The 14469-nt window shown below is 73.4% G+C and carries 12 protein-coding genes; 10 read left to right on the top strand and 2 right to left on the bottom strand.

All coding sequences use genetic code 11. From position 1 onward, the window contains the following. Together J7I94_RS12065 and J7I94_RS12060 are read right to left on the bottom strand one after the other, a co-directional pair. A partial coding sequence (locus J7I94_RS12065) for an ABC transporter substrate-binding protein (protein WP_215167036.1) occupies positions 1–856 on the bottom strand: 856 nt, incomplete at its 3' end. 44 nt (positions 857–900) lie between these two features. Continuing rightward, a complete protein-coding gene (locus J7I94_RS12060) occupies positions 901–2121 on the bottom strand; it encodes a C45 family peptidase (RefSeq protein ID WP_215167035.1) in 1221 nt (406 codons plus the stop codon). A gap of 127 nt (positions 2122–2248) precedes the next feature. Here J7I94_RS12060 and J7I94_RS12055 point away from each other — a divergent pair, with 127 nt between their 5' ends. From J7I94_RS12055 to J7I94_RS12010, 10 genes are all read left to right on the top strand, one after another. Further along, a complete protein-coding gene (locus J7I94_RS12055) occupies positions 2249–3184 on the top strand; it encodes a MurR/RpiR family transcriptional regulator (RefSeq protein WP_215167034.1) in 936 nt (311 codons plus the stop codon). Positions 3185–3530: 346 nt separating this feature from the next. Next, positions 3531–4214 carry a bifunctional 2-polyprenyl-6-hydroxyphenol methylase/3-demethylubiquinol 3-O-methyltransferase UbiG gene (locus J7I94_RS12050; RefSeq protein ID WP_215167033.1) on the top strand — a complete coding sequence of 228 codons (684 nt, stop codon included), beginning with the start codon at positions 3531–3533 and terminating at the stop codon, positions 4212–4214. Between the two features lie 176 nt (positions 4215–4390). Continuing rightward, entirely contained in the window at positions 4391–5482 is a 1092-nt protein-coding gene (locus tag J7I94_RS12045; RefSeq protein ID WP_215167032.1) for a substrate-binding domain-containing protein, read from the top strand. Between the two features lie 124 nt (positions 5483–5606). Then, the gene (locus tag J7I94_RS12040) at positions 5607–6941 is read left to right on the top strand and encodes an ABC transporter substrate-binding protein (protein WP_215167031.1); all 1335 of its coding nucleotides are present in this window, start codon (positions 5607–5609) and stop codon (positions 6939–6941) included. A gap of 25 nt (positions 6942–6966) precedes the next feature. Further along, positions 6967–7953 carry a carbohydrate ABC transporter permease gene (locus J7I94_RS12035; RefSeq protein WP_215167030.1) on the top strand — a complete coding sequence of 329 codons (987 nt, stop codon included), beginning with the start codon at positions 6967–6969 and terminating at the stop codon, positions 7951–7953. Then, a complete protein-coding gene (locus J7I94_RS12030; protein ID WP_215167029.1) occupies positions 7950–8816 on the top strand; it encodes a carbohydrate ABC transporter permease in 867 nt (288 codons plus the stop codon). Before J7I94_RS12035 ends, J7I94_RS12030 begins: the two co-directional genes overlap by 4 nt. 47 nt (positions 8817–8863) lie before the next feature. Next, positions 8864–9844, top strand: a complete 981-nt coding sequence (locus J7I94_RS12025; protein ID WP_215167045.1) for a hydroxyacid dehydrogenase — start codon at positions 8864–8866, stop codon at positions 9842–9844. Then, complete coding sequence (locus J7I94_RS12020; protein ID WP_215167028.1) at positions 9841–11739, top strand: DUF2264 domain-containing protein; 1899 nt, start codon at positions 9841–9843, stop codon at positions 11737–11739. Before J7I94_RS12025 ends, J7I94_RS12020 begins: the two co-directional genes overlap by 4 nt. A gap of 105 nt (positions 11740–11844) precedes the next feature. Then, positions 11845–12099: a hypothetical protein gene (locus tag J7I94_RS12015; RefSeq protein ID WP_215167027.1), complete on the top strand. Its 255-nt coding sequence runs from the start codon at positions 11845–11847 to the stop codon at positions 12097–12099. A gap of 105 nt (positions 12100–12204) precedes the next feature. Next, on the top strand, positions 12205–14469 hold the full coding sequence (locus tag J7I94_RS12010; protein WP_215167026.1) for a catalase: 2265 nt from the start codon (positions 12205–12207) through the stop codon (positions 14467–14469).

Genomic DNA, 14469 nt, shown 5'->3' with positions numbered 1-14469 from the left:
GGCCGTAGTACTGGTCGAGGCCCTCGATGCCGCGCAAGGCGGACGCGGTGTTGGGGGACTCGGCGTAGGTGCCGTCGGCGGCGCCGGTCTTCAGGGCGTTGACGAGGGCGCTGTCGGAGGCCCAGCGGAAGACGACCTCCTCGGTGAGGGGCCGCTCACCCCAGTAGCCGTCGTAGGCGCGGAGGGTGATCGAGTCGCCGGACTTCCAGCCGGACAGTTCGTACGGGCCGGAGCAGGCGTCGCTCTGGCCGGGGGTGCCGAAGTCGCGGCCGGCCTTCTCCACCTGCTCCTTGTTCCAGACGATGCCGGCGTCACCGGCGAGTGCCTTGGTGAACAGGGCGTCCGGAGACGTGAAGCGGATGGTGATCTCGGCCGCGCCCGTCTTCTTCATCGAGGCGACGTTGCCGAACTCGTCGCTCTGCTCCATGTCCGGGTCGGCGTGGCGCTCAAGGCTCCACAGCACGTCGTCGGCGGTGAGCGCGAAGCCGTCGTGGAAGGTGACGCCGTCGCGGACGGTGAGGACGAGGGTCTTGTCGTCGGGGGTGGCCGCCTTCTCGGCGAGGAGGGGCTCGACGGTCATGTCGGGCTGGAGCTGGTAGAGGCGCTCGCAGACGTTGGTGAGGACGGCGCGGCCGGCGCTGCTGCCCTGGGCGTCCAGGTCGAGGGAGTCGGGTTCGTCCTCCAGCAGCCAGTCCACCTTCGCCACCGCGCCCTGGGCGGCGGGGGTGGTCGGGGTGAGTTTCAAGGACGCGGCGTCGACGCTGCCGGTGGCGGTGGTGTCGGCACCGCTGCAACCGGCGGTGGCGAACAGGCCGGCGGCGAGCAGGGCGGCGGTCCCCACGTTTCTTTTCGTCATGCTGAACTCCTCTTCGGTGAGCTCCTCATCGGTGAGCTCCTGTGTCAGGCGGGACAGCCGGCCGTGGCGGCGTCGCCGTACGGGCCGTCGTAGAGGTTCCAGGGGAGGTGCTGGTAGTCGCGGTCGCAGGGGGTGCCGGCGGTGATGTGGTAGTCGCCGGTGGTGAGGTCCACGCAGGAGGAGACGAGGGTCTGCCAGTGCCGCACGGCGGGGCGGCGCGCGTCCGGATGGGTGCACAGCGACTCGGGGTGGCCGAGATGGTCGGACATGGCCTGCTTGATCAGCTTGCGGGACTCGTCGGGGCCGGTGGACTCGCGCAGGGCTCTGAGGCCCTGTTCGGCGCGGGGTACGCGGACCAGGGAGTCCGGGGAGAGCGGTCGGTAGTCGGCGGCGAGGGCGGCGGGCACCCCGGCCTGGTAGTGGTTGCCGTGGACGAGCAGACCGTCGGTCGGGTAGAGCCAGCCGTGGCCGGCCGGAGTGGTCTCCAGGTCGATGGCGAAGCCCTCGCGGCAGGTCAGCAGGGCGTTGGAGGCGATGTGCGCGCGGGTGCGGCACAGCACATCGAGGGCATCGGTGACGACGGACTGGTCCAGCACCCGGCGGCGTACGACGGTCTGCGGCAGGCCGATGGCGGAGCTGAACCGGCCGCCCAGACCGTTGGCGTTGAGCGCGAGCCCGGCGGAGTTGGCGCCCTGTCGGCCCACCTGCCCGGCCTCGACCTGCATGATCAGGGTCGGTGCGGGCGGCTGGACGATGCGCAGCATGACGACCGTGTCGGCGACGGCGGCCCGCCAGTCCCAGTTCTGCCCGGCCCATACATGGCCGTCCCCGCTGGCGGGACCGAAGGCGGCGAAGGAGGTACAGCCGTCCGGTGCGTCCGTCTCCCCCTCCGTCTTCCCGTCAGCCTCCCCCTCCGTCTCCATGGCGGCGAAGGACTTGTCGTAGAGGACTTCGCCGCGGGCGTTGAGGGCGAGGACGTCGAGCAGGTCCACGCCGGCGCCGTCGGCGGTGCCGCGCATCTCCTCCAGCAGGTCGGGGGCGTAGGCGTCCACCGGCCGCTGCCAGCGGGCGGCCCGGGCCGTGACCTGGGCCCAGGTGAGGCCGGCGGCGTGTCCGAATGCCTCCTCGTAATAGGCGAGGGCGGCACGGAGCTGGGGGCGGACGGCCTCGCCGTACTGGCGGCCCCGGTCGCGGGGCGTGCCGGAAATCTCAACGAGCGGGAGGGTACGGGGCGTTGGGGTGGCCGTTACGGCGGGGGCTGTCATTCTTCTCCTAGCTGCGGGAGGGCTGCCTGGACCACCTACGTCCTGTAACTTCGATTACGAGCAGCGCTCCTCTTGGAATGCGTTGTCCAGGAGAGTAACGGCCGCAACAGGGAAGTCAATGACCGTAATGAAAATTTCAGAGCACGGCGGCTCCGAGCGCCGGGGCGAGGGCGGTGTCGACGCCGAGGGCATGGTCCGGCTCCGGGCGGCGGTCCGGGACCACTGGGAGAGTCTGTCCGCCTCCGAGCGCGCCGTCGCCCAGTACCTGGTCGGCGCACCTGTCGAGCAGCTGCTCTTCGCGGGGGCACAGCAGCTGGGCACGGCCAGCGGCACCAGCAACGCCACGGTGGTGCGGGCCCTCCAGCGCCTCGGGTACGCCGGACTGCCCGCGCTGAAGCGGGAGTTGGCGGCTGGCTTCACGGCAGCGGTGGCTCCCGAGGTGCGGCTGAAGCAGCGCATCGCGCATGTCGGGCGGGACCTGGACGGCATCTGGGACGAGGTGCTCGACGAGGCGCGGGAGCGGATCGAGCAGACCCGGCGGCTGACGGAGCCGGAGGCGCTGCGAGTGGCGGTGGCGGCGCTCGCGGACGCCGGGGAGGTGCACGCGTTCGGCGTCGCTGCCGCGGAGCCGGCCGCGCGGCATCTGGCGCTGGCGCTCGGGCGGATCGGCCGCCGGTCGCGGTTCGTCGGAGCGACCGGGTTCGCCCTCGCCGACGACCTGCTGGCGCTGCGCCGGGACGACGCGGTGGTGATCTTCCAGCCGGGCCGGGCGCTGCACGAGCTGACCGTACTGGTGGAGCGGGCTCGGGCGGTGGGCGCGCGCGTGGTGCTGGTCACCGACGAACTGGGCGAGCGGTTCGGTGACCGCGTCGATGCCGTGCTCACCGCGCCGCACACCCCGACCGGCATCACGTCGGAGTCGCTGACGGCCCTCGTGGTGGCGGACGTGCTGCTGCTCGCGCTGACGACGCTGGAGGAGGAACGGGCGGTGGACGCCTCCCATCAGCTGACGGCCCTGCGCGAACAATTGCTGGCGCCGAAGGGGCAGGGCCGCAAGGTCTGAGCCCACCGTTCGGCGTGTGCGGCGGGGGTACCGGCGTCTCGTCGTCGTACCCGCGCCGAGGGAGTTCCCGTACGCGGTCACGGCCCAAGGGCCGGCCGGGGAGCGGGGTCGGGCTGGACGACGAGGGAGTCGAAAGCCCGCCGTGAGCAGGCCGCCGGGGCGCCGCGCGTCCACGTCGGCGTCACCGGCGTCGGCGCGGCGTACCGGCTGCCGCGACGCGGCGGCGGGCCGCTGCCGGCTGGGCGGCCGTGGTGGGCGGCGACGCACGGGCCGCCGCGCTGAAGTCCCGACAGGCGCCGAGGCGGACTTCGAGGGGTCCTTGCCCGCCCTCGCCCCTGGTGGAACGATGCCCGTACCGACCACCGAAAGGCCGATCGTGACCGACGAGCAGCAGCGGGCGCGGGCCGCCGCCGTGTTCGACGCGCTGGGCGCCGCCTACGAGCAGGCGTTCGCCGGTTCCGAGGCGCACCACCGGTCGCTGGAGTGGCTGCTCGGCCGGCTCGCGCCAGGCAGCCGGGTACTGGACGTGGGCAGCGGGACGGGGCGGCCGACGGCACAGACGCTGGTGCGGGCGGGCCACGAGGTACTGGGGGTGGACGTCTCCCCCGTCATGGTCGAGCTGGCGGCCCGGCAGGTGCCCGCCGCCGCCTTCCGGTGCGCCGACATCCGCGAGCTGCCGCTCGCCGACGGCTCCTACGACGCGGTCTGCGTGTACTTCGCGCTGCTCCAGATGGACCGGGCCGGGCAGGCGGACGTGGTCCGGCGGCTGACGCGGGCCCTGAAGCCGGGCGGGCACCTGGTCCTGGCCACCGTGCCGCTGGACGTGGAGGCCGTCGAGGGCGTCTTCATGGGGCAGCCCGTACGGGTGACCAGCTTCGCCGCGGCGGATCTGACGGCCGTGGTGGAGGAGGCCGGTCTGGAGGTCCTGGGCCGGGAGGACGTGCTGTTCACGCCCGCGCACCCGGACGCCGTCCCGGAACCGCAGCTCTTCCTGCACTGCCGGCGCGCGGACACCCTCCCGGCCGGCTGAGGCACGGCACGGCACGGAGGCCGACGACTGCGGGCTTCCGCTCCCGGAGGTTCCCACCCGCGTGATCACCGCTCACCCCGACGAGGCCCGCTGCGCGCCTCGGACGATCGCTATGATGGCCCGAAACGCTCAAACGAACATTCTCGGGTGCGACTCGGGTGGGTGGGGAGGCCCAGGTGCGGGAGCCGGTCGATTCCAGGCGGCAGCGGATCCTGGCGGCGGTCCGGGCGCGCGGCACCGCGCGGGTGCGCGATCTCGCCGAGGAACTGCAGGTCTCGGTGGTGACGGTGCGCCGGGACGTGGAGGAACTGACCCGGGAGGGCAGACTGCGGCGCGGCCACGGGGTGGTGCGCTCGACGGCGCCCGCCGAGGAGGCGCCCGCCGCGGGCGCGCGGGACGGGGGCCGGGTGGCGCTGGTGGTGCCGGAGCGGCACGCGTACCTGACGGAGGTCCTGCACGGCGCCCGGACGGTCCTGGAGGAGGCCGGTGTGCCGTTCACCCTGCACATCGCGCCCCGGGGGGCGGGCGCCGAGCGGCCGCTGGTGGAGCGCGCGCTCACGGACGGCGCCCGGGGACTGCTGCTCGCGCCCCGCTGGCTCCGCCTGGCCGACGAGGAGGCCGACCACGGCTGGCTCGCCGCGCTGGACGTGCCGACGGTGCTCATGGAGCGGCGCCCCCGGCCGGGCAGCCCGCCGCACGCGCTGGACTCGGTCTGCTCCGACCACTGGTACGGCGCGCATCTGGCCGTGGAGCACCTGGTGGGGCTCGGCCACCGGCGCATCGTGTTCGCGACGCGGGACGACAGTCCGACCGCGCGCACGCTGCGGGCCGCCTTCTCCGGGATAGCCCGCGACCACCTCCTGGTCGAGGAGTGGGCGTGGGCGCTGAGCGCGCCGGGGGCCGGGCAGGAGGGGCCGTACGCGGCGGACGAGACGGCCGACGTGCCCGCGCTGCTGCGCGAGGTGGGGGCCACCGCGCTGGTCGGGCACGGCGACGAGGACACCCTGATGATCGTCCAGCGGCTGGCCCAGGAGGGGGTGCGGGTGCCCGGGGACTGCTCGGTGGTGGCGTACGACGACGTGGTGGCCGGCCTCGGCACCCCGCCGCTGACGGCCGTGTCGCCACCCAAGGCGGAGGTCGGGCGGGTGGCCGCGGAACTGCTGCTGCACCGGCTGCGGGACGAGCCGGAGCGGTCGGCTCGGCGGGTGGAGTTGCTGCCCCGGCTGACGGTGCGGGGCTCGACCCGGGAGCCGGCTTCCATCGACTGATCGTTTGAGCGTTTGAGTTTCCTCTGATCGATCTATTGACCGTTTTCGTCAGGGCGTCCAGGATTCCCGTGTCCCCAAGAGTCGTGCCGCCGGACGACGGCACGCAGGAGCCGCGGGAGGCGCCATGCCCGGTCGACACAGTCGTCGATCCGTGCTCGCCGCGATGGCCGCAGTGCCGCTGACAGGAGCCGTGGGCGCCTGCAGCGGAGGAAGTGGCGGCAGCCGGTCGAGCGGCACGAGCAGTACCACGCGCATCACCTTCTGGTCCGCACTGCGCGGCAGCCAGGAGGTGGTCGACGCGTTCAACCGCACCCACGACCGCATCCAGGTCGATTTCCAGCAGATCCCCTCCGGCGGGCAGGGCGGTTACGCCAAGCTCAGCAACGCCGCCCGGGCCGGCAACGCCCCCGACGTCGCCACCATCGAGTATCCGCAGGTCCCGGGGTACGCCATCGACGGCGTCGCCCGCGACATCACCGACCTGGTCGACGACCGGCTGCGGCGCAAGCTGCTGCCGCAGGCGCTCGGGCTGACCACCTTCGAGGGCCGGGTGTTCAGCGTGCCGCTGGACATAGAGCCCATGGTGATGCACTACCGCGCCGACCTGTTCGACCGCTACGGGCTCTCGCCCGCCCGCACCTGGGACGAGTTCGCCGAGCAGGCGCGCACCGTGCGGCGGAAGGCGGCCGACCGGCGGCTGGTGCTGTTCCCGACCGACGGCATGACCCAGATGGCCGCCTACGTCTGGCAGGCCGGCGCCCAGTGGTTCGACACCTCGCGCGGCGCGTGGAACGTCTCCCTCGCCGACGCCCCCTCCCGGCGGGTCGCCGGCTACTGGCAGCGGCTCATCGACGCCGACGACGTGTTCATGAACGCCGTCGAGAGCAGGCAGTCCGACGCGCAGATCGGCAACGGCCTGGTCCTCACCCGGCTCAGCGGAGCCTGGGACGCCGGGGCGCAGATGAACGCGCGCCCCGGGCAGAAGGGGCAGTGGCGGATCGCTCCGCTGCCGCAGTGGGACACCGCCCGCCCCTCCGTCGGCACCCACGGCGGCTCCACCTTCGCCGTCACCAAGGACAGCCGGCATCCCGAGGCCGCGATGGAGTTCATCGCCTGGCAGGTCTCCCACCCGGACGCGCTGCGCGCCCGTCTCTCCAGCGGCACCAGCAGCCAGTACCCGGCCGCTCCCGACCTGGTCCCCGTCGGCCGGGAGGCGTTCGACCGCTCGTACTACGGCGGGCAGGACATCTACGGCCTGTTCGAGGAGGAGGCCGAGAAGATCGGCGAACAGTGGCTGTGGGGCCCGCGGATGACCGCCACCCAGAAGGTCATGCAGGACTCCTTCGCCCGGGTGAGCGGCGGTCAGGGCAGCCTCGTCCAGTCGCTGCGCACCGCGCAGGAGGGCACCATGCCCGACCTCAAGGCCCTGGGCCTGGCCACCACCCAGCACAGCACCTGAGCCGCCGAAAGGCAGGTGACACCCCATGACCGCGACCACCCACGAACGGGTGCCGGCCGGCACGCCCCGCCCGGCCGCCCCGGACCCCGCCGCCGGACCGCGCGCCCGCAAGGCGGCCGAACGCCGTCGACTGGCCGCCTGCGGCGTGCTCATGACGCCGTTCTTCGCCTTGCTGCTGACCGTCTTCCTGATCCCGGTCGGCACCGCCGTCTACCTCAGTTTCTACAGCGACGACCAGCCCGGCCTCGGCTTCGGCCCCGAACGCACCGTCTTCGTCGGCCTGCGCTCCTACGCGGCCGTCCTCACCGACCCGACCTTCCTCGGCGGGCTCGCGACCGTCGCCCTGTACTGCCTGATCTACATCCCGCTGATGGTCGTCGGCGCCCTCGCCCTCGCCCTGCTCCTCGACTCCGGCATGGCCCGGCTGCGCGCCTTCGCCCAACTCGGCCTGTTCCTGCCGCACGCCGTGCCCGGCATCATCGCGGCGCTGATCTGGCTGTACCTCTACACCCCCGGTATCAGCCCGGTCATCGACCTGTTCGCCCACGCCGACATCACCATCGACTTCCTCGGCGTGCACACGGTGATCCCGTCGATCGTGAACATCGCCCTGTGGAGCAACCTCGGCTACAACATGGTGGTCTTCTACGCCGCCCTGCAGGCCGTACCCCGCGAGGTGATCGAGGCGTCGGTCGTGGACGGTGCCGGGCCGGTGCGCACCGCGCTCCAGGTCAAGACCCCGCTGGTGCGCGCCTCCATCGTGATGGTGGCCATCTTCACCCTGATCTGGGCGCTGCAGCTCTTCACCGAGCCGATGCTGCTCAGCCAGTCCTCCCCGATGATCAACTCCCGGTTCTCGCCGAGCATGTACATCTACGACGCGGCCTTCAACCGAAACAACTACAGCCTGGCGGCGGCCGCCTCCGTGGTCCTGCTGGCCTGCACCATCGCCCTGTCCTACGGCGTCACCCGCTTCACCGGCCGCGCCGACACCGCCGAGGAGGCCCGATGAGCGCCGCCGGCGGCACCACCCTGCCGCGCCCGAACCTGCTGGGCCGCCTCACGGTCAACGTGGTCGTCGCGGTCTCCGTCCTCTACACACTGCTGCCGGTGCTGTGGCTGCTGCTGGCCTCCACCAAGACCCGGGACGCGCTGTTCAGCAGCGACCTGCTCTCCTTCGCCGACTTCTCCTTCGTGCGGAACCTCCAGGACCTGTTCGCGATGGACGGCGGGCTCTACGGCCGCTGGTACCTCAACAGCCTGCTGTACGCGGTGCTGGGCGCCGCCGTCGGCGCGCTGCTGAGCGTGGCCTGCGGCTACGCCTTCGACAAGTACCGCTTCCGGCACAAGGAGAAGCTGTTCGGCCTGGTGCTGGCGGCGGTCATGGTGCCGCAGACGGTGCTCGCGCTGCCGCTGTACCTGATGGCCTCCGAGGCGGGCCTCGTGAACACCTTCTGGGCGGTGTTCATCCCCGTGCTGTTCAACCCGTTCGGCGTGTACCTCGGCCGGATCTTCAGCCGGGGCTACGTCCCCGACGAGGTGCTGGAGGCCGCGCGGGTGGACGGCGCGGGCGAACTGACCATGTACGCCCGAGTCGCCCTGCGGATGCTCGGCCCGGGACTGGTCACCGTCTTCCTCTTCCAGCTCACCGCGATCTGGAACAACTTCTTCCTGCCCATGGTGATGCTCTCGAACCAGGACCTGTATCCCGTCAGCCTCGGCCTGTACCAGTGGAACAGTTCCGCCTCGGTCTCGCCGGAGTACTACCCCGTGGTCATCATGGGGTCGCTGCTCGCCGTCGTCCCCCTCATCCTCGCCTTCGTGCTGCTCCAGCGTTTCTGGCGCAGCGGACTGACCGCCGGAGCCGTCAAGTGAGTCCGCACGTCCCTGGTCCCGGCTTCCGGCCCCGCGCGGCCGTCGCCATGTCCCCGGACGCCGCCGAGGCCGTCCTCGATCCGGAGTCCCGCGCCGCCCTGGGTACGCTCTGCCACCTCGCCCCGTTCCCGGCCCTGGACGACCTGTCCACCCCGCGGGCGAGAGAGGTGCTGGCCGACGTCGACCTGCTGGTCACCGGCTGGGGCTGCCCGCCGCTGGACGCGGAGGTGCTGCGGGCGGCGCCCCGGCTGCGGGCGGTGGTGCACACGGCGGGCAGCGTCCGCGGGCACGTCACCGACGCCTGCTGGGAGCGCGGCGTCGAGGTGTCCTCGGCCGCCGCGGCCAACGCCGTGCCGGTGGCCGAGTACACCCTCGGCATGATCCTGCTCACCGGCAAGCGGGCGCTGGAACAGGCCCGCGCCTACCGGGCGGCCCGGCGGCGCGACAACTGGCTGCGCACCCCGCGCACCGTCGGCAACCACCGCCGTACCGTCGGCATCCTCTCGGCCTCCCTGATCGGCCGCCGCGTCATCGAACTGCTGCGCCCGCACGACCTGGAAGTGCTGCTGCACGACCCGTACGTGTCCGACGCCGACGCGGCCGAACTGGGCGTGGAACGCGTCGAGTTGGCCGACCTGTTCGCGCGCTGCGACACGGTCAGCGTGCACACTCCGCTGCTGCCCGAGACCCGGGGGCTGGTGAGCCGGGACCTGATCGACGCGATGCCGGACGACGCGGTGCTCATCAACACCTCCCGGGGTCCGGTCGTCGACCAGGACGCGCTGACCGACGCCGTCCGGGCGGGCCGCGTCCGGGCCGTCCTGGACGTGACCGACCCCGAGCCCCTGCCGCCCGACCACCCGCTGTGGGACTGCGAGAACGCGCTGATCACCCCGCACCTCGCCGGTTCCGTCGGCAACGAGTGGCGGCGGCTGGCCGACCTGGCCCTCGCCGAGACCGCCCGCTGGGCGTCAGGCGAGGGATTCCTCCACCCCGTACGACGCGAAAGGCTGGCCTTCCTGGCATGAGCATCCCGTTCGAACTCCCCACCGAGGACCGCGCGTCCAGCCCGTACACCGGGTACACCCGGGCCCACTGGGAAGCGGTGGCCGACGGGCTGCTGGCCGCCGCGTGGCGCTGGGCCACCCCGGGCGGCGCCCTGCTCGACCTGCCGGGCCGGCCGTCCCGCTCGGGGGTGCGCTCGGACGGCCTGGAGGGCTACGCCCGTACGTTCCTGGCCGCCGCGTTCCGGGTGGCGGGCGCCGGCGGCGACGATCCGCGCGGCTGGCTGGACCGCTACGCCGAGGGCCTCGCGTCGGGCACCCGCACCCCGGGCCGCGACGACACCGAGTCCTGGCCGCTGATCCTCGACCACGACGTGCAGGGCCAGCCCATGGTCGAGTCGGCCTCGGTCGCCCTCGGCCTGCGGCTGACCGCGCCCTGGCTCTGGAAGCACCTCGACGCGGGCGTCCAAGACCGGGCGGAGGAGTGGCTGCGCGGGGCGCTGCGGCACACCCCCGCGCCCAACAACTGGTACCTCTTCCCGTACACGGTCGCCGGTTTCCTGGAGTCGGTCGGCCGCGGTGACGCCGAGACGGCGGCGGCCCGGCACCGGGCGCTGGAGCTGCTGGAGGGCTGGTACCGGGGCGGGGGCTGGTACGCCGACGGCGACGGCCGCGCCTTCGACCACTACAACGGCTGGGCGCTGCACCTGTACCCGGTGCTCGACGCCCACCTCGGCGGCGACGCGGAGGCCGGCGCGCGGTACGGGGAGCGGCTGCGCGCCCATCTCGACGGCTTCTCCCTGCTGTTCGGCGGGGACGGGGCGCCGCTGCACTTCGGCCGGTCGCTGACGTACCGCTTCGCCGCGTCGGCGGCCGTCGGGCTCGGCGCGCTGACCGGGCACACGCCGCTGGCACCGGGCGTCTCCCGGCGGCTGGCCAGCGGCAGCCTGCGGTATTTCCTGGACCGCGGGGCGCTGACCGGCGACGGGCTGCTGAGCCTGGGCTGGCACGGCCCGCACGAGGCCGTCCTCCAGTCGTACTCCGGTCCCGCCTCCCCGTACTGGGCGTCGAAGGCGTTCGTGTCCCTGCTGGCCCCGGCGGACCACCCGCTGTGGACGGCGACGGAGGAACCGGCCCCGGCGGAGGTGTCCGACCGGGTACTGGCCCTCCCCTCCCCCGGGCTGCTGGTGCAGGCGACCCGCGCGGACGGGATCGTACGGCTGCACAACCACGGCAGTGACCATGTCCGGCCGCACGAGGGCGAGTCGGCCGCCGAGGACGATCCGCACTACGGGCGGCAGGCGTACTCGACCCGGACCGGGCCGACGGCGCCCGGGAACGTCGCCGACAACCACCTGTCGGTCGAGGTGGCCGGCCGGCCGAGCGTGCGGCGCCGCATCGAGCCGCTCGGCGCCGGGCACGGCGACGGCTGGGGCTGGGCGGCGTCCCGGCACCGGCCGGTCTTCGCCGGCGGGCCCCCGATGGTGCCGGGGCTGCGGGTGGACAGCGTGACCGTCGTGCGCGGCGCGTACGAGCTGCGGGTGCACCGGGTGGCCGGGGCGCCCGCCGGGGCCCGGGTCACCCAGACCGGGTGGGCCACCGGCCCCGACGAGCCCCTCGTCTCGTCCCTGCACGCGCTGCACGGCTTCGACCCGGCGCCCGAGCCGCTCCGTGCCCCGCAGGGCACCGCGTACGTCCGCTGGGCGCGGGTGCCCCGCCTCGCCGGCCCGGCGGACGGCACGTCCCTGCACGTCTGTCTGGCCGCCCTCACCGCCGCGCCGGGGCCGGGGCCGCTGGCGCAGGCCGTCACGGAGTTCACGACGGACGGCACGACGGGCGTCGAGCTGGCCTGGGCCGACGGCGGCGGGCGCACCAGGGTCTCCTTCGATCCGGTCCGGGTGACGCACGAGGCGGGCTGAACCGGCCGGGCGGGCGGGTGTCCCCCGCCCGCCCGTGTCCGGTCGCGGCGCGCGCCGGGGCCCGTGAGGCTGGTACGGCACGGGTCACCGGAGCCGGGAGCTGCCATGCACAAGTCGTCCTGCGCGTTGGTCGCGGCACTGGCCGTCGCCCTCGCCTTCCCCGTTCCGTCGGCGGACGCGGCCGCTGTGCGCGTACCCGGTGACGTCACCGCCATCGAGTGCCTCGAAGGCGGCGGGTCGCTCCTCGTGGAGTGGGACGGCCAGGGCGGGTTCGTCCGGCAGTGTCAGGGCGGGGTCCACGACGGTGAGGCGCTCGTCCCCCGCCCCGTCTCCCCGCTCGCCGCCGAACCGGCGCGCTGATCCCGGCATCCGTGGGTACTCGCCGCGCGGCCGGGGGACTCGTTGCCCCGGCCGTGACGACACACGACCGGCCGGCCGTCGGCCGACATCGGAGGAATGAGACGTATGAGCGAGGCGAACCCTCTCAAGCGGGTAGCCGGCAAGGTCAGCGACGCCCTGCGGGGCGACGGACCGGAGGACGGCGTCCCCGGCAAGCCGGGACCCCGGTCGCCGGCCGTCGCCGAACCCACCGAGCCCCGCGAGCCGTTGCCGCCCAAGGCCGACCAGAGCGGCCCGGACACCGTCTCGCCCACCGGGCAGCCGACCGGCGCCGACCAGGCGCGCAACGCGCAGTCCGGGGCGTATCTGACGAACGCGCAGGGCACGCGGCTGTACGACACGGACCACTCGCTCAAGGCCGGTCCGCGCGGGCCCGTGCTGCTCCAGGACCACCATCTGCGCGAGAAGGTGATGCACTTCGACCACGAGCGCATCCCGGAGCGCGTGGTCCACGCCCGGGGCGCGGGCGCGCACGGCACCTTCCGCAGCTACGGCACCGCGGCGAACGTCACCAAGGCGGCGTTCCTCGGGCCGGACGTGGAGACGCCGGTGTTCACGCGGTTCTCCACGGTGGTGGGTTCGCGGGGCTCCTCCGACACCGTGCGGGACACCCGGGGCTTCGCGACGAAGTTCTACACCAGCGAGGGCGTCTTCGACCTGGTCGGCAACAACATCCCGGTCTTCTTCATCCAGGACGCCATCAAGTTCCCGGACGTGGTGCACGCCGCGAAACCGCACCCGGACCGGGAGATCCCGCAGGCGCAGAGCGCGCACGACACGTTCTGGGACTTCGTCTCGCTGCACACCGAGGCGACCCACCACACCATCTTCTTCATGGGCGACCGGGGCATCCCGCGCTCCTACCGGATGATGGAGGGCTTCGGCGTCCACACCTTCCGGCTGGTGAACGCCGCGGGTGAGACGACGCTGGTGAAGTTCCACTGGAAGCCCAAGCTGGGCGTGCACTCCCTGGTGTGGGACGAGGCGCAGCTCATCAACGGCGTCGACCCGGACTTCCACCGCCGGGACCTGGCCGACGCCATCGAGGCGGGCGCGTACCCGCAGTGGGAGCTGGGCATCCAGACGTTCCCCGACACCCCGGAGCAGACCTTCGAGGGCATCGACCTGCTGGACCCGACCAACCTCGTGCCCGAGGAGCTGGCGCCGGTGCAGCCGGTCGGGCTGCTGACCCTGGACCGCAACCCGTCGAACTTCTTCGCCGAGACCGAGCAGGTCGCCTTCCACGTCGGCCACCTCGTTCCCGGCATCGACATCACCGACGACCCGCTGCTCGCGGGCCGGCTCTTCTCGTACCTGGACACGCAGATCACCCGGCTCGGCGGCCCCAACTTCCCGCAGCTGCCGATCAACCGGCCGCACGCGCCGGTCAACGACATGCTGCGGGACGGCATGCACCAGACGGCGGTCCACCGGGGCGTCGCGCCCTACCGGCCCAACTCCCTGGACGGGGGCTGTCCGTTCACGGCCGGCGCGGACGCCGGGGCGTTCGTCGAGGCGCCGGTGCGGGTGCCGGAGGGCAGGAAGGTGCGCGAGGCGCCCGAGTCGTTCGCGGACCACTTCAGCCAGCCCCGCCGGTTCTGGCTGAGCATGAGCCCGGTGGAGAAGGAGCACATCGTCGGCGCCTACACCTTCGAACTGGGCAAGTGCTACGAGCAGTCGGTCCGGGAGCGCACCCTCCAGGTGCTGGCCAACATCGACCCCGAGCTGTGCGAGCAGGTCGCCACGGGGCTCGGGCTGCCGGCGCCGGCACCGACGGTGCCGCTGGCCGACGTCGAGCCCAGCCCGGCCCTCTCCCAGATCGGGCGGACCTGGCCCACCGAGGGGCGGGTGATCGGCATCGTGACCGGCGGGGACGACCTGGACGGGGTCGCGGCCGTACGGGAGGCGGTGCTGGGCGCGGGCATGGTCCCGCTGGTCGTCGCGCCCACCGGCGGCACGCTCGGCGGCGGCGCGCTGACCGTCCAGCGCACCTTCGTGACGGCGCGTTCGGTGGAGTTCGACGCCGTACTGCTGGCCGGGGTTCCCGGCGTGGGCAGCGACGCGTACACCGCGCGGGACGCCAAGTCCGACCCGGCGCCCGCGGGTCCGGCCGTCACCGATCCGCGGGTGGCGCTGCTGCTGTCGGAGGCGTTCCGGCACGGCAAGGCGATCGGCGCCTGGGCGGGCGGCGAGGCGGCGCTGGAGGCCTCCGGGGTGCCCACCGACGCGCCGGGCGTGGTCCTGGCCACCTCCGGGACCTCGGCCCTGGAGCAGGTGACCGGGCTCCTGGGCAGCCACCGGGTGTGGGAACGCTTCACCACGCAGGTCTGA

It is taken from the genome of Streptomyces sp. ISL-12, from assembly GCF_018614415.1.
GTDB lineage: Bacteria > Actinomycetota > Actinomycetes > Streptomycetales > Streptomycetaceae > Streptomyces.
This window is presented reverse-complemented; position numbering and strand designations above follow the sequence as displayed.